Consider the following 23,125-nt stretch of genomic DNA (forward strand, 5'->3'; position numbering starts at 1 on the left):
CATTTGTCATATTTTTGTTATGGAATAAGAGTGCAGTCAGACGCTATCAAAAGGCAATGCTTCAGCCGCCGACATTTATGCAAGCGGCTGTAACGCTATTTTTCCACTTAACTGGTCTAACCAGCTACAATGATTGACTGGTATCGCTTGAAGCGTGTTCAGGTTTATTTTTAAACATTGTTGGAAACTGTTTTGCTAAATCCTTCACCAACAACTTTTGCATGGATAGTAAGCTCGGTTTTTGCGTATGTACGTAAGGTAAAGGTCTAACGAGTCGTATAGTTTGTAACCCTAAACGGGCTGTCAGTAACCCTGCACCGACGCCTTGTGCCGCGCGTGCTGAGAGACGTGCAACTAACTCGGTGCTTAACCATTGGCTACCCATATCAACGATAAGCTCACTCACGCCCGCATAAGCTAAGTTTGTCAGTATATGACGCCATAATTTAATGCGGCTCCAATAACCGAGCTTCACTCCGTAAAGGCGCGACAGTTCACTGATCATGCGTTGATTACGCCAAAGTAGCAGTAGCATATCGGCCAGGCTACTTGGACTGATAGCGACCAATGCGGCAGCTTCCAAGGACCATTTGCGAATTCGTCGCATCGCTGTCTGATCGACATTCGCTAAGATATCCTGCTCAAAGCGTGTCGCGATTTCTTGTTCGTTCCAGTGCGACTGACGCTGTTGCTGCCATTGTTGTTCTAAATCGGGTCGGTGTAATGCTTGGATATGTGATTGCTCGTCAAAGTGCGCCTGCATCTGCCAACGTTGCTTCAGCTTTCTTAGCAACCACCATTCACGGATAAAAAATCCAAATAATGTTAGGCATAGCAACACACTCACGACAAGCCAGAGACTGCCAAGCCAGAATGACGATTGAAAAGCCCCATAGATGCCAAGTATCGTCTCGGTGAGCACCCCGATGAAAACAGCAACGATGGTCACCAGTGCCAATTTTCGCAGTTTAGTTTGACCTTTTCGCCGCGTTGATGTCGCGATAGTTTCAGCAGCTTCGGCATTCATATCTGCAGTCGTATCTTCGACCTTATCAACCGGCTCTTCGATGGCATAGAACTTTAATTGGGTATCCTGCTTCACTTCAACTTATCTCCTAACAAGTATTCGAGCAGCTGATCAAGCCGAATGTGCGGTAAAGGTGAATCGGCAGCGCTAAAATGAGGTACAAACTGTGGAAACTCAAAACCCGTTTGCCATTGCTTATCATTCGGCAATTGCGCGGGCACAGAAGGTGCGCCTACACGAACTTTTTGACCGCTTTCTAAATAACCATCTAACACAATAGTTCCATCATTGAGTCGTCCGGCCTTACTCGTAGCAATCCCTGCTACTGCGAACAGTTCATGCTCAATCCGTTCAAACTGAAAATGTTGTCGTGAACGACGTAACATGTCAGATAACAGTTGATTCAGTGCGTGTTGGCCATCCGGACCGACATGATCAACTTTTGAGGCGACTAAAGCCACTTTATCGATAGCAGGAGAAATAATTCGCCGTAAAAGCGCATTCTCACCATATTCAAAACTATTCAACAGCCCCGTCAAAGTCTCTATGAGCTCGTCAAATCGGGCTTTACCGTGCTCTAGCGCTGTAAGCACATCGACCAAAATCACTTGTCGATTAAATCCTTGAAAGTGATTTTTATAAAAAGGTTTAATGACGTCTTCTTTATAACGTTCAAATACGCGCTTTAAATGTTCAAATTGTGCAGAGTTTTGATCGCTGAATGGCCAAGGGAAAAACCCCATTACAGGCGCGCCTTCGAGTTGTCCTGGAAGCAAGTGACGGCCCGGTTGCAAATTGTAAAAGCCCGCTGCTTGAGCTGATTTTAAAGCCTGCTGGTAACCCTGTGCCAGCTCTCGCAGGGTCGTATCAGATACAGGTCCATTTTCAAGTTGCGATTGAGCCTGCTGATACCATGACGCAAAATGGTTGGCGCGTTCGCCGTGTTGATTCAATTGGTTCTGCTGAGCGGACCACGCACCGTAATGGCTTTGCAGTAGTGGTAAGTCTAATAACCATTCACCGGGATAGTCGACCAACTCAACCACGAGTCGACGCTCATCCATTAGATGTTTAGCAAGACCAGAACGTGGCTGATATTTGATTTCAAAGCGAATTTCACTCACGTCACGCGTAGACGAGGGCCAACTTGGATGTGCTGAAGTAAGCACTTTCACCGCCTCTTCATACGCGAACCGTGGCGTCGACCAATCACGATTCTCTATCAGACGACTGCCTAGCAAACGGCCAGAATGTTTAACTTGCCAGAACGCTAACTGCTTCGCATCGTAACCGTTCAGCACTTGCTCAAGCATACCGGTAATGAGTGCCGTTTTGCCCGCACCACTGAGACCCGTGATAGCGAGTCTGATATGACGATCAAACCCGCGATTGATGAGATCGCGGGTTTGCTGTTGAGCCTTTTTTAATGAAATCACAGCTGCCTTAATTCACGATTCAAATTATATTGCGTAGAGGTGACGTATTTTTCCATTCGTTGCACTTGCTCGTCCAACGATTTTAACTCGCTTTCCATTTCTGCAACCGCTTGACTAGCAGGTTTGCCGCCGCCATAGACACGCGTCTTGATGTGCATATCTTGATGCCCTTCAGACCGCGGTTTCTTATCTAAAATAAGCCAGCCCGCGATATACAGCACTAAAAAGAAACCTTGAGAAAAAATCAATCCGGTGAAAAAAATCAGCCGTACCACCCAGGTTTCGATGTTTAAGTAGTCGGCAAGACCGGCACATACGCCGGCAATCTTGCCTGTTTCAGTGTTGCGTTGTAGCTGACGTTTGCGTTCAGTAGCACTCATTTGTGTTCCCTCCAGCTAGGTGAGTCAGCATCTAAGATGCGCTCAAGCGTTTGTACGCGTTCACGCATTTTTTCTACTCGCTCACTCATTTGATTCAATTGGCTGCGTTCTTCTTCACTAATACCTTGGCTCGCATTTCGCTTGCTTTTGTAGTGAAGAATCAACCAAATGGGGGCGACAATCACCAAAAATATGATAATGGGCGCCATCAAAAACTCTAGAAAGTCCATGTTGCTTTGTCCTAAAGGCTAAGTTATTGACTGTTCTCGTTCTTTTTTGCGTTCATGCGCGCTTTTAAAGCCTCGAGTTCATCAGTCACTTTACTCTCATTTTCGAGCTCTGCAAATTCATCACGTAAAGTTCGCTTGCCCATATCGTAAGCATCAACCTGTGCTTCAATATCATCAATTTTGGCCTCGTAACGATCGAACTTCATCATCGCTTCATCTACTTTGCCGCTATCCACCTGTTTACGCACTTGCAAACGGCTTGATGCAGTTTTTTCTCGCATCATAATTGTTTTCTGACGTGCCTTGGCATCCGCGAGTTTTTCTTGTAACTGCGAAATTTCATCGTTGAGTTTCGACAAGCTTTCATCAACTCGCTCTAACTCTTGCTGTAATGAGTCGACCGCTTGCTGCGCTTTTTGCTTCTCGATCAAAGCCTGCTTCGCGAGATCCTCGCGCTCTTTAGATAGCGCCAACTCCGCTTTATTTTCCCAGTCCAACACTTCGTGCTCGACGCGTTGCTGCTGACGTTGCACATCTTTCTTTTCAGCAATCAAACGTGCTGATGTCGAACGTACCTCAACAAGTGTGTCTTCCATTTCTTGAATGATTAGACGCACCATTTTTTGTGGATCTTCTGCCTTATCAAGCAGTGAGTTGATATTTGAGTTAACAATATCGCTAAAGCGTGAAAAGATACCCATAATTAATACCCCTTGGTGTTAAATACAAATTGGGTCTTACGACCGTGCCAAGATCCATTCAATATTTGCGCCAATTTATATTTTTTATGTAATGATTTGATTTTATTGATGTTTTTCAATCCGTGCAATTTTTAATACTTGCCTTTTTATGTGAATTTGACTAATAATTAGCAAAAATAACTATAAAGCTGGAAAAATAATCAAATGAGCCGAAGCCGCCCCTCCGATAATCTGATAGGCCAATCCAATAGCTTCATTGAAGTGCTTGAGCATGTCTCTCAAGTCGCACCTTTAAATAAACCCATCCTTATTATTGGTGAGCGAGGAACGGGTAAAGAACTCATTGCCGCTCGTTGTCATTATCTATCCCAACGCTGGGACCAGAAATACGTTACGCTGAATTGTGCCTCGCTAAACGATAATTTGCTAGAGAGTGAGTTGTTCGGTCATGAGTCTGGTGCATTTACCGGCGCATCAAAAAAACACGAAGGCCGCTTTGAACGTGCCGATGGTGGCAGTTTGTTTTTAGATGAGCTCGCTAATACGTCGATGTTGGTTCAGGAAAAACTACTGCGTGTCATCGAGTACGGTGAATTCGAGCGCGTAGGTGGCACGCGCCCTATTAAAGTGGATACGCGTTTGATTGCCGCCACTAACGAGGATTTGCCCAGCCTCGCTGACGCAGGTCAGTTTCGTCATGACTTACTCGATCGTTTGGCTTTCGACGTTATCACTCTGCCACCACTGCGGCATCGTCGTGAAGACATTATGATACTGGCAGAACACTTTGCTATTAATATGGCGCGTGAACTTGAATATGAGTTGTTTAGTGGATTCAGTGAGCGCGCTAAGCGGGCGCTGATGGATTATCAATGGCCAGGCAATGTACGTGAGCTAAAGAATGTGATTGAACGCAGCGTCTATCGAACAGGTAATGGTCACATACCGGGCAGCGATATCATCTTCGACGCCTTTGATAGTCCCTACCGTCCAGCGCGTAGTCAATCGACCGAGGCAACTCGACCGGTACCAGAGACACAAAGCGTCGAGCAGGATGAGAGTCCAGCCGCGACGCAGTCGGCTAACGAATCAATCCTATCACCGGTCTCCATCGAGCAGCCCATCGATTTAAAGGAGCAATCGCAACAATTCGAGATTCAATTGCTGACCGAGGCACTCAAACTGTGTCAATATAACCAAAAACGCACGGCTAAACACTTAGGTCTTACTTATCATCAGTTGCGCGGTTACTTGAAAAAGTATCAACTGCTTGAGGGAACGCAATAAAATAATGTCTAAACAGTCGATTATAGTTACCGCACTGGCTAGTTTTTTGCTGCTGAGTTGTAGTGAACAAACACAAGTGCCTGAACCGTTACAGGATGGTCTTATTTATTGCTCCGAGGGAAACCCTGAGAGTTTCAACCCTCAACGCGTAACCTCGGGCACCACGGTTGATGCCACAGCATCCCAATTATATGACCGTCTAATCGACTATGATGCGGCACAGCAGAGCTTTGTCAGTGCACTTGCCACCGACTGGCAAGCGCTTGATAACGGTCAGCGCTATCGTTTTCATTTACGCCGTAATGTGACATTTCACGATACCGACTACTTCACCCCATCGCGTTACTTCAACGCGGATGATGTCGTCTTCAGTTTCCGACGCTGGCTCGATAGCGATGCGCCCTACCATTCTGTCGGAGGCGGTTTCTATCCGTTCTTTGCGGCAACCGGCTTGGATCAGTTAATTTCCCAAGTTCAGAAAGTTGATCCATATACGGTTGATATCATTCTCACGCATCCAGATAGCTCTTTTCTTGCAAATTTAGCGACTGACTTTGCCATTATTTTATCCAAAGAGTATGCGGATCAATTGGCGAGCAATCGCCAACGTGAACTTATCGATAAACGGCCCATCGGCACGGGCCCTTTTAAATTCGTTGCTTTTAAAAAGGATTATTACATTCGCTATCAACGCCACGAAAGCTATTGGCGACAAGGACCAAGTATCGAGCGTCTAGTGTTCTCCATTACGCCTAACGCGAACAAACGCATGCTGAAGTTGGTTACCGGCGAGTGTGATGTCATTCCTTATCCACTCGTCAGTGAGTTGAAGTCATTGAACCGGAAAGAAATTGAGGTTCGATCGGAGGTAAGTCCTAATGTGTCGTTCTGGGCTTTTAATACTCAACGACCTCCTTTCGACGACCCTAAAGTTCGACAAGCATTGAGCTATGCGATCAATCGCGAAGCCATCATTGATACAATTTACTACGGTAATGCCGAGTTAGCAGAATCCATATTACCGCCCACTTCTTGGGCGTCTTCAGATGCAGAACTTAAGTATCACTATAATCCAGAAAAGGCGCGCAAGATGCTCAGAGAAGCGGGAATCCCGCGTGGATTTAAAATGGATATATGGGCTATACCGGTACAGCGCGTGTACAATCCAAACGCGCGCCGTATGGCGGAGTTAATGCAGTCAGACTTGGCAGAGGTGGGTGTTGATGCACGCATAATAAGCTACGAATGGAATACATTCAGACGTCGACTAAGCCGCTCGGAGCACGATACCGTATTGATAGGTTGGTATGCCGATAATGCCGATCCTGATAATTTTTTCCGACCTTTGCTAAGTTGTGCAGCGGTTGCAAGTGGCAGCAACCGCGCTAATTGGTGTCATAACGGCTTCGATCAGATTCTTTATCAAGCGATTTCAACTACGGATAATGCTCAAAGAAAGCAGCTTTATCACTCTGCACAGCAGTTGCTGATGCAGCAACAACCCTTGTTGCCGATTGCCCACTCAATGCGTTATCAGGCGCAACGAGAGTACGTCAAGGGCGTGGAACTGCCACCTTATGGCGGTATCAGCTTTAGACTTGCAGGGAAGGAGCTACCTGCCCAATGACCCGTTATTTAATGACTCGCTTATTTTATTTCTTCTTAGCGCTTCTGGTGTTAAGTGTCGTCACGTTTTCACTTAATTGGCTGTTCCCGGGGGATCCGCTTACCAATATGAGCGGAATACGAGATGGACAGGCCGCTTACAATGCAACATTAGAGAGTCGCGCTTTTGACAGTACCGTTATTCAACAATATGTAAATTATTTGGCGCATATCACCCAATTTGACTGGGGGCTTTCACTGTCGACAGGTAACGACGTTTGGCAAGATGCGGCGACTTACTTAGTGGTGAGTGCCGAGCTGGTGTTGTTAAGTTTTGCGCTGGCGGTACTGATCGGCTTGCCACTCGGCATGCTGGCTGCTAATTATTTTCGTCACAATTTAGACAAGTTTATTTTGACTAGTGCCATGACAGGCTATTCGATACCCGTGTTTTGGCTCGCTCAGCTCTTAATTCTCTTGTTCGCTGTACAAATCGAATGGCTCCCCATCACTGGGCAAATCAATCCACTGTATGCGATCGATTCAATCACAGGTTCAGTCATTATCGATATTTTGCTCAGTGATAGCCAATACAAGCTGGCTGCACTCCAAGATGCGCTGTTACACCTTGTGCTGCCCGTGCTGACCCTCTCAAGTTTGCCGTCCATGCTGTTGCTGCGCATTACTCGAAACCAAACCATTGAGGTGTTGCAGAAACCTTATGTGAAAGCAGCCCGAGCACGTGGGCTGAGTCAGAAACGGCTCTTATTCAAACATGCGCTACCCAATGTGCTGCAAGATGTTTTACCACAAATGACATTTATTTTTGGCTTGATGATGGCCAACTTAGTAATCGTAGAGCATATTTTTAATTGGCCAGGTGCAGGGGCTTGGTTGTTAAAGGCGATTATCGAGCGAGATTATCCCATTATTCAGATGGTCTTGTTTACTCTCATGGGGTTAATTTTAGTGCTGAATTTATTAGTTGAAATTTACCGCGGCTGGCGTTTTCCTATGACTCGAGAAGAACGATATGGCGGATATTGAATTATATTACCAAGATCGCAATCCATCGCCCTTACAGCTCGTTTGGTTTGCGTTCAAACGGCGCTTAGCGCCGATGATCTCGCTCTGGTTACTTGGCGCCTTATTAGTGCTGGTGATTCTTGCACCTGTGATAACGCCCTATTCTGCCAATGTTCAATTTGTTGATGCCGTTGCCTTACCACCAAGTTGGACACATGACGGCAACATGCAATTCCTGTTTGGTACAGACGACTTGGGACGCGATATGTTATCACGCCTGCTAATTGGTGGGCGCTTCAGTTTTGGACTACCTATCATCATGGTGATTCTAGCTTCGACTATCGGAATTTTCATTGGTGCTATGGTCGGTGCAGATACAAAGTCAAAGTTGCGTGTTTTGGGTCGGACGCTGGATCGATTACTAACAATTCCCTCTTTTTTACTCGCTCTAGTGCTTATTGCGATTTTAGGAGCGGGGCTTGGTAACGCGATTATTGCCATTACGCTGTCGCTTGTTCCGCAATTTATTTACGTTACTCGGAACGCGGTCTATCAAGAATGGCAAAAGGACTACGTCACTGCATCACGCTTAAATGGATGTAGTAACACGTATCTCATGTATCGGGTGATTTTACCCAATATTACGCCTATTTTGGTGATGCAGCTGACCGTCGCGCTATCGGTCGCGATTATGGATATTGCCGCACTCAGCTTTTTGGGGTTAGGTGTACAAAGTCCAACCCCCGAATGGGGGAGCATGCTTGCTCGTAGCCTAGATGAGGTATACCTATCGCCGTGGAGTATGGTGCTCCCTGGATTATCACTCTTTGCCACCATAATGGCCATCAACGTTGTAGGTGATAGCTTACGTCGCGCCATTAAACAACGCATGGACACCTAGTATGGACCTATTGGATATTCGTAATCTCACGATTGAAATGGATGGCCCTCACGGACGTGTGCGTGTGCTCGACAAAGTCAGCTTGCAGTTAAAAGAAGGTGAAGTTCACTCGTTAGTGGGTGAATCGGGCTCCGGTAAGAGTCTTCTCGCTAAAGCCGTAATTGGAGTATTGAATCCGCTTTGGGACGTTACTGCTGACAGGCTTTGGTGGAATGGCAAAGATTTGCTGGCGATGACGCCCAAACAGCGTCGCGCGATAACCGGTCGCGATATGGCTATGATTTTTCAAGATCCATTAGCCTATCTAGATCCTAACTCAACCGTCGCAGAACAAATTACTGAAGCTATCCCTGCCGGAGACGTAACGGGCACTTTTATGCATCGCAGAATCGACCGCAAAACACGCGTTGCTCAATTGCTTCACCGGGTCGGTATTCGCGATCATGATGCCATTATGAAAAGTTACCCTTATGAGCTTTCGGAGGGTATTGCTCAAAAAGTGAGTATTGCCATTGCAATCGCCCACCGCCCCAAGTTGCTGATCGCCGATGAACCGACAACAGCAATGGAGCCTTCGACGAAGGATCAAATCCAACGATTATTGGGAAAGCTTGCGGTAAGTCAGAGCATGTCGGTACTTTTAATTACTCAAGATGTCGCCTCAATCTTACCCGCAACCCAACGTGTGTCACTGTTATACTGCGGCCAAATGATGGAGCACGGTGATACGGAAACTGTATTAAACCGCCCTGCTCATCCTTACACCGATGCGATGATAAAAATGAGCCTCCAAGCACACGCGGAACTTGAGCCTAAATCCAAGTTACCGAGTTTGCCCGGTGCCGTACCTACATTGCGCCATATGCCGATTGGCTGCCGATTGGGACCTCGTTGTCCATACGCGCAAAAACAGTGTGTCAAAGCGCCGTTGGTCCGCCATCGCGATGAGCAGAGCTATTATTGTCACTTCCCTTTAAATGAGCCTGAAGCATGAGTCACTTACTCGAAGCGGTCGATTTATTTAAGACCTTCAGACCACGCCGTTCTTGGCCGTGGAGTAAGAAGTCAGTCGCTTTAGAACCGACTTCCTTCACACTTGAAGCGGGGGAAACGCTCGCTATTATGGGCGAAACAGGCTCAGGTAAATCCACGCTCTCTAAAATTATTGCCGGGGTCGAAGCGCCATCTGGCGGTGAACTGTATTTAAATGGTCAAAAGCTGAATTACGCACAATCCAAGCGTCGTTGCCAAAATATTCGTATGGTCTTTCAAGACAGCGATAAATCTTTGAACCAGCAATTAACAGTAGGTCAACAGCTTGAAGAGCCTCTCTTATTCAATCGCGAAATGTCCAATAGTGAACGAAAACAGCTGATTCACAGTACTTTACGTAAGGTGGGCTTGCTGGCAGAGCATGCGGCGTTTTATCCGCACATGCTCTCGACCGGACAAAAGCAACGTGTCGCGATAGCGCGAGCCATTATTTTGGATCCGCAAATCGTCGTAGCTGATGAGGCTTTGGTCGCACTCGACCCATCCGTTAGAGCACAAATTATTAATCTAATGCTCGATCTTCAAAAAGATATGGGTATTTCTTATATTATCGTGACACATTCGCCACAGATCGTGAAACATATTGCTGACAAGATCTTAATTTTATATCGTGGTAAAATGATCGCGTTTAATGAAACAGAACGTTTATTAACAGAGAAGCAACAACCTTACGTACAAGCCTTGTTGCATGAACACTTAATTAATCATTCTCAAATAACCGGTAACTCGAGCGCTAAGGTTACCGAATAACAAGACAGGAGTTTAATGTGGAAACAGGTACTCTGATATCGCTAGCGCTGTACTTCATTGTCATGCTGGGCATTGGCTTATATGCCTATAAGAAGTCAACCGACTCGGTTTCTGGCTATATGCTAGGTGGCCGTGGGTTAGGGCCCGCTGTGACAGCGTTGTCTGCAGGTGCGTCTGACATGAGTGGTTGGATGTTGATGGGTCTACCCGGAGCGATTTATGTTGCCGGCGTATCGCAACTATGGATTGCTGTGGGTTTGGTCATTGGCGCCTATCTTAACTACGTGATTGTCGCACCCAGATTGCGCACATACACTGAAGTAGCCGATGACGCGATTACAATTCCAGATTATTTTGCCAATCGTTTTAACGATAAAGGCCGTGCGCTACGTATTTTCTCGTCCGTCGTTATCATTATCTTCTTTACGTTATACACATCAGCGAGCTTAGTCGCAGGGGGTAAGCTATTTGATAGCTCCTTCGGCATGGACTACACGACAGGCTTATGGGTAACCGCTGGTGTTGTCTGTGCGTACACCCTGTTCGGTGGCTTCCTCGCTGTAAGTATGACCGACTTTGTGCAAGGCTGTATCATGTTTGTCGCACTGGTGCTTGTGCCTATCGTAGCCTTTGCTGAGCTCGGTGGTTATAGTGATGTGGTCGGTCAAGTCAAAGACATCAACCCACAATTCCTCGACTTCTTTATGGACGGCTCCACCGGGGAAAGTCTCGCCGCACTCGGTATCATATCCTTGCTTGCTTGGGGTCTGGGGTATTTTGGTCAACCCCACATTATCGTGCGCTTTATGGCGATCCGCTCAGTGAGTGATATCAAAAACGCACGTCGCATTGGTATTAGCTGGATGTTTGTGTCAATCATCGGTGCCATGGCGACAGGCTTTGTTGGTATTGCTTATGTGGCGGAAACTCAAATGACGCTGAACGATGCGGAAACGATTTTCATCATCTTCTCGCAGTTCCTATTCCATCCGCTGATTGGTGGCTTCCTGTTAGCAGCGATTCTTGCGGCTATCATGAGTACCATTTCTTCGCAGCTGTTAGTGAGCTCAAGTTCACTCACCGAGGACTTCTATAAAGCGTTCTTACGCAAAGATGCGTCTGATAAAGAGCTTGTAGCCGTCGGTCGAATTTCTGTATTACTGGTATCTTTAGTCGCTATTTGGTTAGCGTGGAACCCCGAAAACACGATTCTCTCACTCGTATCTAACGCGTGGGCCGGTTTCGGTGCAGCCTTTGGTCCAGTCGTTATTTTAAGCTTATTCTGGCGTCGTATGAACCGTCACGGTGCACTTGCCGGTATGCTGTTAGGTGCTATTACTGTCCTTATCTGGATCTACGGTCCAACCGTTGGCGGCGAGCATCTAAGCGCCTACGTATATGAGATCGTTCCAGGTTTCATTATCTCGACTATCGCTATCATCGTCGGTAGCTTGGTAACGGCAGAACCCGACCAAAACCTCCGTGATAAGTTCGACGAAATGGAACAGATCATGGATGACCATTATCACACTGCCAAGTAAAGCTAAGTAGTTAGACGCTGCAGTTAGATACTAAAAAGCCACCTTAACGGTGGCTTTTTTTATGTTTTCGAAAGTGAGGTTTCAGCCGCGACGCTCAGCATACAGTTGGATTTCGTCCATAATTAAGCCTTCCATCCGCTTAGTCGTTTCGTAGCCAATCTCGATACCCTCTTTACCGCGATCAAATTCCATGATGCCTATATGTCCGAGTTTGGGCTGAATTAAAATATCGGGAGGATCACCCGCCATTCGAGCCTTTGTAATACGCTCTTGCATAATATCAATTGCTCCTGACATGACGCTAAACATACCCGGTGGTTTATGAGGATTCGCCTTGAACCTATCTTTTAAATTATCAATGTAGTGACTGCTGCTCGACCAAAAGTTCTCAAAGAAGCTATGCTCGGCGTTGCCCTCGTTTTCATCTATTTTTTCCTTTTGTACTTGCTCAGCTTCAGTTTGGGGTGGAATACTACGCCCTCGCTGCTCGGCGACACGCGCATTAAGTTGCGAATTGAGGTGTACAGCAATTACGAAATCCGCACCGAGTGCTCGGCATAACGAAACCGGGACTGGATTCACTAGCCCACCATCAATCAACCATCGCCCATCAAATGCTGTGGGAGCAAGAACCCCCGGCATAGCGCTGGAAGCACGTGAAGCATCGTATAAGTCACCTTTTCGCAACCAAATTTCACGGCCGCTGTAAAGATCGGTAGCCACAGCGCCATAGGTAATCGGTAAGTCTTCGATTTTTTTAGCCCCGAATTGCTCACGAGCGACATTGAATACCTTTTCTCCACCGATAAGTCCGCCTTGGTTGAAGCCAAAATCGAGAAGATTCCAAACTTCCCAACGACCCATATTCAAAACCCAGTCTTCTATTTCCTCTATGCGGCCAGAGGCATAGCCCGCGCCCACCAACGATCCAATAGAGGTACCTGCAACCATATTGATATGCACGCCCATTTCTTCTAGCGCTTTAATCACACCAATATGAGACCAGCCTCTTGCGGCTCCCGAACCCAGCGCAAGAGCAACTTTAACTTCTGACATGTCGCGACTTCCCAATTGTTAACAATATGCGTAAACTGTTCACACTAACGTCAAGGATAGATTAATTACAAGCGTGGAGTCTACTCGGTGTTTTTTTACGTTGCTCGTCAGCCCATACTCAACGAATCAAAAGCTATATACGGATATGAGCTACTTTTTCGAGATGGACCAAATAATTCGTTTCCTAATATCGCATCCGATGAGGCTACTATACGGTTAGTTGAAGGAAGTGAGTTCAACGCCGGGGTAAAATTATTAACCGATAATAATTTTGCTTTTGTAAATTTTTCTGAAAGCGCTTTACTCGATGGCTTACCCAGCCTGCTGCCGACAGATAAAACCGTGATCGAGCTTTTAGAGGATATCCCACCCACACCGGCCATTCTTGAAGCCGTCCAACGTTATAAAGGTGAAGGCTACCAAATAGCATTAGATGACTTTGAGTATCATCCAGACTGGCATGAATTCCTGCCCTACGTCGACATTATAAAAGTCGATTTTCGTGCAATGAATACCGCTCACATTAATCAGTTGCTTAAGGATTTGCGTTTTTTTACAGGTCGTTTATTGGCTGAAAAAATAGAAACCTATGATGAGTATCAACAAGCCAAGTCGCTCGGATTCACACTGTTTCAAGGGTATTTTTTTGCGCGACCAGAACTTATTCAAAAACGTGTGTTGAGCTCTTCACAGGCCGTTTGCATGCGCCTACTCGAACTCACCAGTGAACCTAATTATCATATCGACTCGGTCGCCGAGCTGATCGAGCAAGATATTGGCTTAACCTATAAACTGCTCAAGTTTGTTAATTCGGCCTTTTTCCGTCGGCATTCAGAAATCAATTCGATTCAACAAGCGATTGTGCGACTAGGGCAAGTCGAGATTCGTAAGTTTAGCGCTCTGATTGCGGCCGCATCACTCGCTGACGGAAAGCCCGATGAGCTAATAAAGCTTTCGTTTATTCGCGCCCGATTTATGGAGCTTTTAGCACAACATAATGAGCAGTATAAGGTAGAACCTGCCAGTGCCTTTTTGACGGGTGTTCTATCGAAGCTCGATGCAATGATGGATAACGAATTAACGGTGATCCTGTCAGGCGTCGCAATTGCTAAGGAAATAAAACGTCCACTCATCGAAGGCACGGGTCCAATGGCTTTCTTCTTACGTACCTGTGAGGTTTTAGAACAGGGAAACTGGACGCAGCTTGAACGATTAGCCCAGCGGTTACGTATAAAACCCGCACAACTGATTGAATATTACCAACAAGCACAACAATGGGGTCAATCCTTCGCAAAAACTTAAATAGGACGTCAGTATGCATTCATCAGCGTGGTTAGCGCGTCAAGCAGAAGCGCCTTCTCGACAAGGTGATACCCGCTCACCATTTCAGCGTGATAAAGCACGTATCTTGCATTCGGCGGCATTTCGTCGGTTGCAGGCCAAAACACAGGTTATGTATATTGGTATGCATGACTTCCCTCGTACACGACTCACTCATTCATTAGAAGCCAGTCAAATCGGTTCAAGCCTAGTCGCGCATCTTCACCAGCAACAACCCGATATAAGTCGCTCACTGGGTCTTTCGAAGTCATTAATCGAATCACTTTGTCTCGCTCACGATATTGGCCATCCGCCATTTGGTCATGGTGGTGAGATAGCACTCAATTATATGATGCGACGTCACGGTGGATTTGAAGGTAATGGGCAAACCTTTCGTATTGTGACGCAAATTGAAGCCTACACACCCGATGCCGGTATGAACTTGTGTCGACGTACCTTGCTGGGCTTGCTTAAATACCCTGTGTTGATGTCGGCGGCACGAAGAGCAATTTTGCCCGATGATGTTACTCATTTTCGCCACTTACCCACCCGCCAGTGGTTACCGGCTAAAGCCTTATACGATGATGATAGTATTGCACTCGATTGGTTACTTGAGCCACTTTCTGCATCCGACCGTGAACACTTGGGTCAGTTCAGCGAAATGCCCACCACGGATCGTCATGGTCGCAGCGCATTTAAAAGTGTCGACGCCTCCATCATGGAGATCGCAGATGATATCGCTTATGGTGTGCATGACCTTGAGGATGCAATCGTAGTTGGCTTAATCAATCGTGAACTTTGGCTCGAGCAAATGTTTCCTAAGCTTCAAGAACTTGCCTCTGCTCTCGTCGATTTTGACGCCGTAGAACTCACCGATAACTTATTTTCGAGTCATCATTATCAGCGCAAAGCGGCAATTGGTAGTTTAGTCAATCGTATACTAACCTCTACTCAACTCGTCTGTCAGAGTGAACAGTTTGAATCCGATTTACTATCTTACAAGGCGCAATTGGCCGAGACAGAACAACAGCTGTTAAACGCTTTGAAGCATTTCATTTTTACCTTTGTGATTCGTAAACCAGAAATGCAAGTGCAGGAGTTTAAGGGGCAACAAATTGTCATGGAGCTGTTCGATGCGTTATCAGTAGAGCCAGACCGATTATTGCCTGACAATACTGCGACACGCTACAAAGCGGCGAAGCAGCAAGGTTGGAACTCTGCACGCGTCATTTCCGACTATCTTTCTGGCATGACCGATGCTTATGCTGCAAGACTGCACCAAGAGCTATTTTCTGTTCAACCACCCCGAATATAAGCACCTCGAGACAGATGATTTGATAAAAAAAGCGCCCTGAGGCGCTTTTTTATCGATTGCTAAAGGTTAGCTCAATGACAAGTCATCATCGGTATTCGCTTTCGACTTACCCTTGTCTTTGCCATCATCAGCAGCGGCCTCATTCTTATCTTTCTTTGCAGGTTTAACCAAAAGAAGTTCACGCAATTTACTTTCGATCTCTTCAGCAATTGAAGAATTCTCTTGCAAGAACTTCATTGCATTCGCTTTACCTTGACCAATTTTGTCGCCGTTGTAGCTATACCAAGCACCCGCCTTATCAACAAGCTTATGCTTCACACCTAAATCAACCAATTCACCCTCTTTCGAGATGCCACGCCCATACATAATTTGGAAGTTCGCTTCTTTAAACGGTGGAGCCACTTTATTTTTAACGACTTTAACGCGCGTTTCGTTACCGACCACTTCGTCGCCTTCCTTCAACGCCCCGGTACGACGGATATCTAAACGCACAGACGAATAGAACTTCAATGCGTTACCACCGGTTGTGGTTTCTGGATTACCAAACATAACACCGATCTTCATACGTATTTGGTTGATGAAGATACATAAGCTGTTGGACTTTTTGATATTAGAGGTCAGTTTACGCAATGCTTGCGACATCAAACGAGCTTGCAAGCCAACGTGGCTGTCGCCCATTTCGCCCTCGATCTCTGCTTTCGGTGTCAGCGCAGCAACTGAGTCGACAATCACCACATCGACGGCACCTGAACGGACGAGCATATCGCAAATTTCTAGCGCTTGTTCACCCGTATCGGGCTGCGAGACTAGCAAGTCATCAACACGCACGCCTAGTGCTTCTGCGTAAATCGGATCTAATGCATGCTCTGCATCGACGAACGCACACGTTTTACCTGCTTTTTGCGCTTCAGCGATGACTTGTAAAGTTAGTGTTGTTTTACCACTTGATTCTGGACCGTAGATTTCAACTACTCGTCCAAACGGCAAACCACCGATACCTAAGGCGACATCTAGGCCTAGCGAACCGGTTGATACCGATGCGATATCCATCGTTTGGTTGTCACCCAAACGCATAATAGAGCCTTTGCCAAACTGACGTTCGATTTGGCTTAAGGCGGCGTCCAGTGCTTTTGAACGATCGTTGCTCATGCTATGCTCCAATTTGTTTCGTTTACACCTGTGAGTATACTGTATAAATTCACAGTATCAAGTTTATTTGTTTAAATTTTCCAGTAATCGACTTAACACATAGTCGATGGTCGCTAATCTGACTTCGCTGCGATCACCCTCAAATACCTGTTCATAAGTATCACAGCGCTTCTCGTCACAAATCGCCATCCACACCAAACCCACTGGCTTTTCGACACTCCCTCCACCGGGGCCTGCAATGCCACTCACAGCAATTGCCCAGTCGCTTTGGCACTGCTTCATGGCTCCGCGCGCCATTTGCTCAACACAGGCTTTAGACACCGCGCCTTGCTGTTCAAGTACCTCACTCGATACACCCAGCAACTTTTGTTTTAGTGCATTAGTGTAGGTGATGAGACCGCCATTGAACCAGCCAGAACTGCCTGCAATCTCTGTCAGAAGATAGCCTATTCCACCGCCGGTACACGACTCGGCCGTGGCTACAGTTTGACGCCGTTGCTTTAGTTGCTCTGCTAACGCATTTGCGTGTTTAATCAGTTGCGCCCAGTTTCCGCTGCTTGTTACCATAGACGCAGTCCTCGTTGAATAAAGATAATCATAGTATGCCAGTCTCACCGACCTCTGAACAGAGCATTCAGGCGCACACGCCGATGATGCAACAGTATCTAAGAATCAAAGCAGAACACCCCGATATGTTGCTGTTCTATCGGATGGGTGACTTTTACGAATTATTTTATGATGACGCTAAACGTGCGGCGCAATTGCTCGACATTTCGTTGACTAAACGAGGGGCAAGCAATGGCGAACCTATCCCGATGGCAGGTGTGCCCTACCATGCGGTTGAAAACTACTTGGCGCGTTTAGTCACCCGCGGTGAATCGGTCGCAATTTGCGAACAAGTGGGAGACCCTGCAACCAGTAAAGGTCCTGTCGAACGAAAAGTAGTGCGTATCCTCACGCCAGGAACCATTACTGATGAATCGCTACTCAATGATAAACAACAGAATCTATTGTCAGCTATTTGCGAGCTTAAATCGAGCTTTTCACTCGCGACGCTAGAGCTGAGCAGCGGTCGTTTTTGGCTTAGTGAGCCACAATCTCGCGAGCAGTTAGCCGCCGAGTTACAAAGACTACAGCCCGCAGAATTACTCTATCCCGAGGGAATGAGCTTAGCGCAGCTACCTTTGGCACATTGCCGTTGCAGAAAACGTTCGCCTTGGGAATTTGACGCCGACACTGCATTTAAACTTTTAACACAGCAGTTTGCGACCCGCCACTTAGCCGGCTTTGGGTTTAATCAACAGGAACCGATACTCGGTAGTGCCGGCGCTGTCATGCATTATGTGCAAGACACCCAACGTGCAGCCTTACCACACATTCGCTCAATTACACGTGAACCCACTGATGATGCCGTTATCCTCGACGCTGCAACACGTCGAAACTTAGAACTGAATCAAAGTGCTCACGGCGAATCGACTCACCTTACGGCGGTTCTAGATGAAACCGTCTGTGCAATGGGTAGCCGTAATTTTCAACGCTGGCTCCAGCGTCCTTTGCGTGACCATGGGATACTCAATCAGCGTTATGACGCAGTCGAGGCATTAATGACAGACGATCGATATCTCGATCTGCGTGAACACCTTAAAGCAATCACTGATATAGAACGAATCGTCGCACGAATTGGCTTACGTAGCGCACGTCCACGGGATTTTGCGAGACTGCGTGATAGCTTAGCGAGATTGCCAGAACTCAAAGCTGACTGTGGTGCTCCCGCATTGAGCTACTTAACTCAACGTATTGCGTCATTTGATGAGTTACTTGACGTACTCAATCGCGCTATCATCGAACAGCCTCCCGTGCTGATTCGGGATGGTGGTGTAATTGCGTCTGGCTATGATGCGGAGCTTGATGAATTGCGTGATCTTGCTACCGGTGCAACTGATTATCTGAATGCATTAGAACAACGCGAACGCGAGAGAACAGGCATAAGTTCACTGAAAGTGGGCTATAACAAAGTGCATGGTTACTTCATAGAAACTTCAAAAGCCGACGGAGATCAGGTTCCCGTCGAGTATCAGCGTCGACAAACTTTAAAAAATGCCGAACGTTATATCATCCCTGAATTAAAGGCGCATGAAGATAAAGTACTTACCGCCCAAGCCAAGTCATTAGCGCGTGAAAAAGCGCTATATGATGGGCTATACGACCACTGTCTACCGTTTGTTGACGAATTACAGCAAAGCGCATCGGCGATTGCCGAGCTAGACACGCTATGTGCATTTGCAACACTGGCAGTCGAGCAAAACTACTGTCGACCTGCACTCGTCGAGCAAAGTGGCTTATTAAAACTCTCACAAGCGCGCCATCCCGTCATCGAACGATTAAGTGATGAGCCATTCATCCCCAATGATTTAGCAATGACTGATAAGCGGCGCTTACTGATGATCACGGGTCCAAACATGGGGGGCAAGTCGACGTATATGCGTCAGGCAGCGCTCATTGTCATCCTCGCGCACATGGGATGTTTTGTTCCCGCACGAGAGGCTGAAATTGGATTTGTGGATCGAATATTTACTCGTATTGGTGCATCAGACGACATCGCATCGGGTCGCTCCACTTTTATGGTAGAGATGACAGAGACCGCCAATATTTTGCATAACGCGACATCGGAAAGCTTGGTGTTAATGGATGAGATAGGCCGCGGTACGTCCACCTACGATGGGCTGTCGTTGGCTTGGTCGGTGGCTGAACAATTGGCGTCAAAACTCGACTGCCTTACATTATTTGCCACACATTATTTTGAGTTGACTGAGCTTGCTGAACGTTTGGAGAACAGCTGTAACGTGCACGTCGAAGCGCAAGAACATAACGATCACATCGTGTTTTTACACACCGTAGCGGAAGGTTCGGCCAACCGTAGTTTCGGCTTGCAGGTGGCTAAGTTAGCCGGCGTACCCAATAATGTAATCGAGCGGGCTAAGCGAAAACTCACGGAATTAGAGCAGCAGCCTAATAGCCCACAGATGGAAATACCTCTCTCCGAGACGACGACACCGGAGCCGACTGTAGACCCCCTACGTGAGGCGTTAGAAGCGCTTGACTTAGATCAGATGACACCAATGCAAGCGCTGATGTGGCTCAATGAACAACGAAAAAAGCATTAATGCCCAGTAAATAGCGCTTCAAGCGTGAGCCCCTGTTGACGCAAGAAGTCGCGTAGTTTGCGTAACGCCTCAACCTGGATCTGTCGCACACGTTCGCGGGTTAAGCCTATTTCATGACCGACATCTTCAAGCGTCGACGGTTCATAACCCAATAGGCCGAAGCGACGCGCTAACACTTCCTTTTGTTTTGGATTGAGTGCATCCAACCATTCAGTGATGCGCTCTTTTAAATCACCGTCTTGTAAAACGCCTTCAGGCCCATCATCAGCCTCATCAGTCAGAATATCAAGCAGTGCTTTATCATTGTCGCCACCGATGGGTGTATCAACCGATGTCACACGTTCATTGAGTCTCAACATTTTAGTGATGTCTTCGACCGGCTTATTTAAACTGGCTGCGATATCTTCAGCGGTCGGCTCATGGTCGAGCTTGTGAGCGAGCTCGCGCGCCGCGCGCAAATACACATTCAGTTCTTTAACCACATGTATGGGTAAACGAATGGTCCGTGTTTGATTCATAATCGCGCGTTCGATCGTTTGCCGGATCCACCACGTCGCATAGGTTGAAAAGCGAAATCCCCGCTCAGGATCAAATTTCTCGACTGCTCGAATAAGCCCCAAATTGCCCTCCTCGACGAGATCTAATAACGCTAAACCTCGATTACAGTAGCGTCGAGCAATTTTAACCACCAAGCGTAAATTACTTTCGATCATACGCTTACGTGCAGCAATATCACCTTTAAGGGCTCTTCGAGAATAAAAAATTTCTTCTTCTGCAGTTAATAGAGGGGAAAAACCTATCTCGCTGAGATATATTTGCGTAGCGTCCATTTTACGCTGATATTGACCCGAGCTAACCAACGCTTCTTCGAGCGCCTGTTCCTCTTCTGAATTATCACGCACATCATCAGATAATGTTGAAGGATCGACTTCCCCTTCCTCCAACACATCGACTTCCTTCATGTCATCTTCAATTTCGCTTTTACGCTTACTACTCATGACGTTCCCCTTGCACTACTCTGCATACAGACCTCAACGTGTATCAGTCAAGGCCGAGCAGCCTACTTACCTAGTTGGGTAGGTAGTGTCTCGGGTTGACTGATTTGCCGCGATAACGCACTTCAAAGTGCAACATAACACGCGTGGTTCCTGAATCGCCCATTTCTGCAATTGGCTGTCCGACATCGACCCACTGTTGCTCAGTAACTAAAATTTTTTCGTTGTGTGCGTAGGCAGTAATAAAATCATCGTTATGTTTCAGAATGATTAAATTGCCATAGCCTCTCAGGCCACTTCCTACGTACACGACTTTTCCCGCAGCGGCGGCATGAACTGCATCACCTTTTTGGCCTGCAAAATCCAACCCTTTGTTACCTCGCTCGGCTAGCGAAAAATCACGTATAATTTTTTGCGTAACGGGCCAACGCCATTGGATGTCTTTGTTCTTAACTGACATCGTGTCTGGGCGTGAGACAACCGACTGACGTTCTTCTCGCCTCGGTTTAGCAACCACACGCTCCTTAACATTTGTTTTAGGATTTTGTTTTTCAATCGTTTTTTTACTGTATGTATTTTGAACATACTCTTTCGTATCAGGCTTGGCAACGGTTTGCGTTATATCTTTTTGATTCTCTGATGACGGTTTCTTAGAACTAGTAGTTTTGGGGCTGGGCACATCTAAACGCAGCATTTGTCCCGGAAATATAGTGTAAGGTTCGGCGATGTCATTAATACGCGCCAGCTGGTTAACATCCATGCTGGCGCGAAAAGCAATTGAATACAGCGTTTCCCCGCTCTGAACCTGGTACTGCTTAGCTTGCGCGAGGCTATCGGCTTCATAATCCTGATACGTTTTACCCGTATAAAGTGTCTCCACGGGCGCGGGTGCAGAACGTGACGAACAGCCAGCGACAATTAACTGTGCGCCAACTAGACTCAAAGTCAACACCTTATACAGGGTCATGAATAGCCGATCCTTAAGACATGAGTTTAACAATCAAGATTACAAGAATAGCGATAATAACGGTAGCCCAACCGATGCGATCAACATACGTCCTCAGTTTGATCGCCATTTCAGGGCCTCCCCAGCGTAGCAGCCAAGCAACTAGGTAAAACCGTAATCCCCGACTCACTGCTGAGGCGAGTAAAAACGGTAAAAAAGCCATACTCAGCATACCGGCGCTCACTGTAAATAGCTTGTAGGGGATAGGTGAGAAGCCCGCGAGAAAAACAACCCAAATACCATAATGTTCGAACCAATTAACGATGGTTGCTAATTTATCCTCATAGCCCATCAATTCGACAAACGGTAAAACCGCAGCGTCATAGGCCCACATACCAAGCACAAACCCAACACAGCCACCCAACACTGAAGTCAGTGTTGTTATTCCCGCAAATCTGAATGCCCGCTTAGGCTGTGTCATGGCCATAGGCGCTAACATCACATCCGGGGGGATCGGAAAAAAAATAGCTTCGGAAAAACTCAACGCCGCCAGGATCCATTGCGCATGAGTATGCTGAGACCAGCGCAGCACAGCGTCGTACATCTTGGTAAATAGCTTCACTGAGTCGCTCCTTTAACTAAAGGCACAAACCGCACATCACCAATACGCTGCTGTTCGAATTCGTCGCCAAAACGCCTTACAACCGTTAGAGTTTGCTTAGTTTCACCCACAGGAATGATCAACACCCCTCCATCAGCGAGTTGCTCGAGCAATGCACTCGGCAATTCACTCGCTGCGGCGGTGACGATGATGCCATCAAATGGTGCCTTACTTGTCCAACCTTCCCATCCGTCACCGTGGCGCATCGAGACATTGTGGATATCGAGACTACGTAACCGGCGCTTAGCCTGATACTGCAGCTGGCCGATACGCTCTACGCTAAAAACCTGATCGACTAATTGCGCCAGTATCGCAGTTTGATAGCCTGAACCCGTGCCGATCTCTAACACGTGTTGGCAATGATGTTGAATCAGCAACTGTGTCATTGTTGCCACCATCAATGGTTGCGATATCGTTTGTCCATTCCCGATGGGCAACGCAGTGTTTTCATACGCTTTATGGGCAAGCGACTCCGGCATAAATCGCTCTCGCGGTGTCGCCTGAATGACATCCAGCACACGTTGATTAGTAATACCTGCTTGCAATAATGTTTGTACTAATCGCTTCGCCATCCCTGAGTGA

General features: G+C 46.9%; 22 protein-coding genes. 10 read left to right on the forward strand and 12 right to left on the reverse strand.

Annotated features, from left to right (window positions below; translation table 11 throughout):
- Positions 1 to 124 precede the first annotated feature (124 nt).
- From ABNS04_RS01460 to pspA, 5 genes are read right to left on the reverse strand one after another with little or no spacing between them, the layout of a single operon-like run.
- Entirely contained in the window at positions 125 to 1,102 is a 978-nt protein-coding gene (locus ABNS04_RS01460; RefSeq protein WP_272978235.1) for a TIGR01620 family protein, read from the reverse strand.
- Positions 1,099 to 2,463: a YcjX family protein gene (locus tag ABNS04_RS01465; protein WP_348671167.1), complete on the reverse strand. Its 1,365-nt coding sequence runs from the start codon at positions 2,461 to 2,463 to the stop codon at positions 1,099 to 1,101. Before ABNS04_RS01465 ends, ABNS04_RS01460 begins: the two co-directional genes overlap by 4 nt.
- Complete coding sequence (gene pspC / locus ABNS04_RS01470; protein WP_272977540.1) at positions 2,460 to 2,843, reverse strand: envelope stress response membrane protein PspC; 384 nt, start codon at positions 2,841 to 2,843, stop codon at positions 2,460 to 2,462. The genes ABNS04_RS01465 and pspC overlap by 4 nt, the downstream gene beginning before the upstream one ends.
- On the reverse strand, positions 2,840 to 3,073 hold the full coding sequence (gene pspB / locus ABNS04_RS01475; RefSeq protein ID WP_006956019.1) for an envelope stress response membrane protein PspB: 234 nt from the start codon (positions 3,071 to 3,073) through the stop codon (positions 2,840 to 2,842). Before pspB ends, pspC begins: the two co-directional genes overlap by 4 nt.
- Positions 3,074 to 3,096: 23 nt before the next feature.
- Positions 3,097 to 3,774: a phage shock protein PspA gene (pspA, locus tag ABNS04_RS01480; protein ID WP_006956020.1), complete on the reverse strand. Its 678-nt coding sequence runs from the start codon at positions 3,772 to 3,774 to the stop codon at positions 3,097 to 3,099.
- A gap of 204 nt (positions 3,775 to 3,978) precedes the next feature.
- On the opposite strand from pspA, the gene pspF reads away from it, so the two are divergent.
- Genes pspF through putP form a run of 7 tightly spaced genes read left to right on the forward strand, consistent with a single transcriptional unit; the run spans position 3,979 to position 11,937 of the window.
- Positions 3,979 to 5,061: a phage shock protein operon transcriptional activator gene (gene pspF / locus ABNS04_RS01485; protein WP_272977539.1), complete on the forward strand. Its 1,083-nt coding sequence runs from the start codon at positions 3,979 to 3,981 to the stop codon at positions 5,059 to 5,061.
- Positions 5,062 to 5,065: 4 nt separating this feature from the next.
- Positions 5,066 to 6,688, forward strand: coding sequence for an ABC transporter substrate-binding protein (locus ABNS04_RS01490; RefSeq protein ID WP_348671168.1), 1,623 nt, complete (start codon positions 5,066 to 5,068; stop codon positions 6,686 to 6,688).
- Entirely contained in the window at positions 6,685 to 7,713 is a 1,029-nt protein-coding gene (locus ABNS04_RS01495) for an ABC transporter permease (protein WP_006956023.1), read from the forward strand. Before ABNS04_RS01490 ends, ABNS04_RS01495 begins: the two co-directional genes overlap by 4 nt.
- Positions 7,700 to 8,593 carry an ABC transporter permease subunit gene (locus tag ABNS04_RS01500; RefSeq protein ID WP_006956024.1) on the forward strand — a complete coding sequence of 298 codons (894 nt, stop codon included), beginning with the start codon at positions 7,700 to 7,702 and terminating at the stop codon, positions 8,591 to 8,593. Before ABNS04_RS01495 ends, ABNS04_RS01500 begins: the two co-directional genes overlap by 14 nt.
- A 1-nt stretch (position 8,594) precedes the next feature.
- The gene (locus ABNS04_RS01505) at positions 8,595 to 9,587 is read left to right on the forward strand and encodes an oligopeptide/dipeptide ABC transporter ATP-binding protein (protein WP_006956025.1); all 993 of its coding nucleotides are present in this window, start codon (positions 8,595 to 8,597) and stop codon (positions 9,585 to 9,587) included.
- A complete protein-coding gene (locus tag ABNS04_RS01510; RefSeq protein ID WP_006956026.1) occupies positions 9,584 to 10,396 on the forward strand; it encodes an ABC transporter ATP-binding protein in 813 nt (270 codons plus the stop codon). The genes ABNS04_RS01505 and ABNS04_RS01510 overlap by 4 nt, the downstream gene beginning before the upstream one ends.
- 17 nt (positions 10,397 to 10,413) lie before the next feature.
- The gene (putP, locus tag ABNS04_RS01515; protein ID WP_006956027.1) at positions 10,414 to 11,937 is read left to right on the forward strand and encodes a sodium/proline symporter PutP; all 1,524 of its coding nucleotides are present in this window, start codon (positions 10,414 to 10,416) and stop codon (positions 11,935 to 11,937) included.
- An 81-nt stretch (positions 11,938 to 12,018) separates the two neighbouring features.
- On the opposite strand, the gene rssA is transcribed toward putP, so the two are convergent.
- Positions 12,019 to 12,993: a patatin-like phospholipase RssA gene (gene rssA, locus ABNS04_RS01520; protein WP_006956028.1), complete on the reverse strand. Its 975-nt coding sequence runs from the start codon at positions 12,991 to 12,993 to the stop codon at positions 12,019 to 12,021.
- Positions 12,994 to 13,080: 87 nt separating this feature from the next.
- Between rssA and ABNS04_RS01525 the strand changes: the two genes are divergently transcribed.
- Together ABNS04_RS01525 and ABNS04_RS01530 are read left to right on the forward strand one after the other, a co-directional pair.
- Positions 13,081 to 14,295 carry an HDOD domain-containing protein gene (locus tag ABNS04_RS01525; protein WP_272978053.1) on the forward strand — a complete coding sequence of 405 codons (1,215 nt, stop codon included), beginning with the start codon at positions 13,081 to 13,083 and terminating at the stop codon, positions 14,293 to 14,295.
- A 13-nt stretch (positions 14,296 to 14,308) separates the two neighbouring features.
- Entirely contained in the window at positions 14,309 to 15,628 is a 1,320-nt protein-coding gene (locus tag ABNS04_RS01530; RefSeq protein WP_272978054.1) for an anti-phage deoxyguanosine triphosphatase, read from the forward strand.
- A 66-nt stretch (positions 15,629 to 15,694) separates the two neighbouring features.
- On the opposite strand, the gene recA is transcribed toward ABNS04_RS01530, so the two are convergent.
- The gene (gene recA / locus ABNS04_RS01535; protein ID WP_006956031.1) at positions 15,695 to 16,777 is read right to left on the reverse strand and encodes a recombinase RecA; all 1,083 of its coding nucleotides are present in this window, start codon (positions 16,775 to 16,777) and stop codon (positions 15,695 to 15,697) included.
- Between the two features lie 63 nt (positions 16,778 to 16,840).
- Positions 16,841 to 17,344: a CinA family protein gene (locus ABNS04_RS01540; protein WP_006956032.1), complete on the reverse strand. Its 504-nt coding sequence runs from the start codon at positions 17,342 to 17,344 to the stop codon at positions 16,841 to 16,843.
- Between the two features lie 35 nt (positions 17,345 to 17,379).
- Between ABNS04_RS01540 and mutS the strand changes: the two genes are divergently transcribed.
- Positions 17,380 to 19,941, forward strand: a complete 2,562-nt coding sequence (gene mutS, locus ABNS04_RS01545) for a DNA mismatch repair protein MutS (protein WP_286681809.1) — start codon at positions 17,380 to 17,382, stop codon at positions 19,939 to 19,941.
- On the opposite strand, the gene rpoS is transcribed toward mutS, so the two are convergent.
- The 4 genes from rpoS to ABNS04_RS01565 all read right to left on the reverse strand — a co-directional run bounded on the left by rpoS (position 19,938) and on the right by ABNS04_RS01565 (position 23,115).
- Positions 19,938 to 20,939, reverse strand: coding sequence for an RNA polymerase sigma factor RpoS (rpoS, locus tag ABNS04_RS01550; RefSeq protein ID WP_006956034.1), 1,002 nt, complete (start codon positions 20,937 to 20,939; stop codon positions 19,938 to 19,940). The genes mutS and rpoS overlap by 4 nt on opposite strands.
- Before the next feature lie 70 nt (positions 20,940 to 21,009).
- Positions 21,010 to 21,903: a peptidoglycan DD-metalloendopeptidase family protein gene (locus ABNS04_RS01555; RefSeq protein ID WP_006956035.1), complete on the reverse strand. Its 894-nt coding sequence runs from the start codon at positions 21,901 to 21,903 to the stop codon at positions 21,010 to 21,012.
- Positions 21,904 to 21,916: 13 nt separating this feature from the next.
- Complete coding sequence (locus ABNS04_RS01560; protein ID WP_006956036.1) at positions 21,917 to 22,504, reverse strand: YqaA family protein; 588 nt, start codon at positions 22,502 to 22,504, stop codon at positions 21,917 to 21,919.
- Positions 22,501 to 23,115 carry a protein-L-isoaspartate(D-aspartate) O-methyltransferase gene (locus ABNS04_RS01565; RefSeq protein WP_165477456.1) on the reverse strand — a complete coding sequence of 205 codons (615 nt, stop codon included), beginning with the start codon at positions 23,113 to 23,115 and terminating at the stop codon, positions 22,501 to 22,503. The genes ABNS04_RS01560 and ABNS04_RS01565 overlap by 4 nt, the downstream gene beginning before the upstream one ends.
- Between the last annotated feature and the right edge of the window lie 10 nt (positions 23,116 to 23,125).

It is taken from the genome of uncultured Idiomarina sp., from assembly GCF_964010655.1.
Lineage (GTDB): Bacteria > Pseudomonadota > Gammaproteobacteria > Enterobacterales > Alteromonadaceae > Idiomarina > Idiomarina baltica.

Excerpts from the sequence above, each read along its gene's own strand:
- pspC (WP_272977540.1), bottom strand. The coding sequence starts at position 2,843 with ATGAGTGCTACTGAACGCAAACGTCAGCTACAACGCAACACTGAAACA.
- pspB (WP_006956019.1), bottom strand. The coding sequence starts at position 3,073 with ATGGACTTTCTAGAGTTTTTGATGGCGCCCATTATCATATTTTTGGTG.
- pspA (WP_006956020.1), bottom strand. The coding sequence starts at position 3,774 with ATGGGTATCTTTTCACGCTTTAGCGATATTGTTAACTCAAATATCAAC.
- pspF (WP_272977539.1), top strand. The coding sequence starts at position 3,979 with ATGAGCCGAAGCCGCCCCTCCGATAATCTGATAGGCCAATCCAATAGC.
- ABNS04_RS01490 (WP_348671168.1), top strand. The coding sequence starts at position 5,066 with ATGTCTAAACAGTCGATTATAGTTACCGCACTGGCTAGTTTTTTGCTG.
- ABNS04_RS01495 (WP_006956023.1), top strand. The coding sequence starts at position 6,685 with ATGACCCGTTATTTAATGACTCGCTTATTTTATTTCTTCTTAGCGCTT.
- ABNS04_RS01500 (WP_006956024.1), top strand. The coding sequence starts at position 7,700 with ATGGCGGATATTGAATTATATTACCAAGATCGCAATCCATCGCCCTTA.
- ABNS04_RS01505 (WP_006956025.1), top strand. The coding sequence starts at position 8,595 with ATGGACCTATTGGATATTCGTAATCTCACGATTGAAATGGATGGCCCT.
- ABNS04_RS01510 (WP_006956026.1), top strand. The coding sequence starts at position 9,584 with ATGAGTCACTTACTCGAAGCGGTCGATTTATTTAAGACCTTCAGACCA.
- rssA (WP_006956028.1), bottom strand. The coding sequence starts at position 12,993 with ATGTCAGAAGTTAAAGTTGCTCTTGCGCTGGGTTCGGGAGCCGCAAGA.
- ABNS04_RS01530 (WP_272978054.1), top strand. The coding sequence starts at position 14,309 with ATGCATTCATCAGCGTGGTTAGCGCGTCAAGCAGAAGCGCCTTCTCGA.
- recA (WP_006956031.1), bottom strand. The coding sequence starts at position 16,777 with ATGAGCAACGATCGTTCAAAAGCACTGGACGCCGCCTTAAGCCAAATC.
- ABNS04_RS01540 (WP_006956032.1), bottom strand. The coding sequence starts at position 17,344 with ATGGTAACAAGCAGCGGAAACTGGGCGCAACTGATTAAACACGCAAAT.
- mutS (WP_286681809.1), top strand. The coding sequence starts at position 17,380 with ATGCCAGTCTCACCGACCTCTGAACAGAGCATTCAGGCGCACACGCCG.
- rpoS (WP_006956034.1), bottom strand. The coding sequence starts at position 20,939 with ATGAGTAGTAAGCGTAAAAGCGAAATTGAAGATGACATGAAGGAAGTC.
- ABNS04_RS01555 (WP_006956035.1), bottom strand. The coding sequence starts at position 21,903 with ATGACCCTGTATAAGGTGTTGACTTTGAGTCTAGTTGGCGCACAGTTA.
- ABNS04_RS01565 (WP_165477456.1), bottom strand. The coding sequence starts at position 23,115 with ATGGCGAAGCGATTAGTACAAACATTATTGCAAGCAGGTATTACTAAT.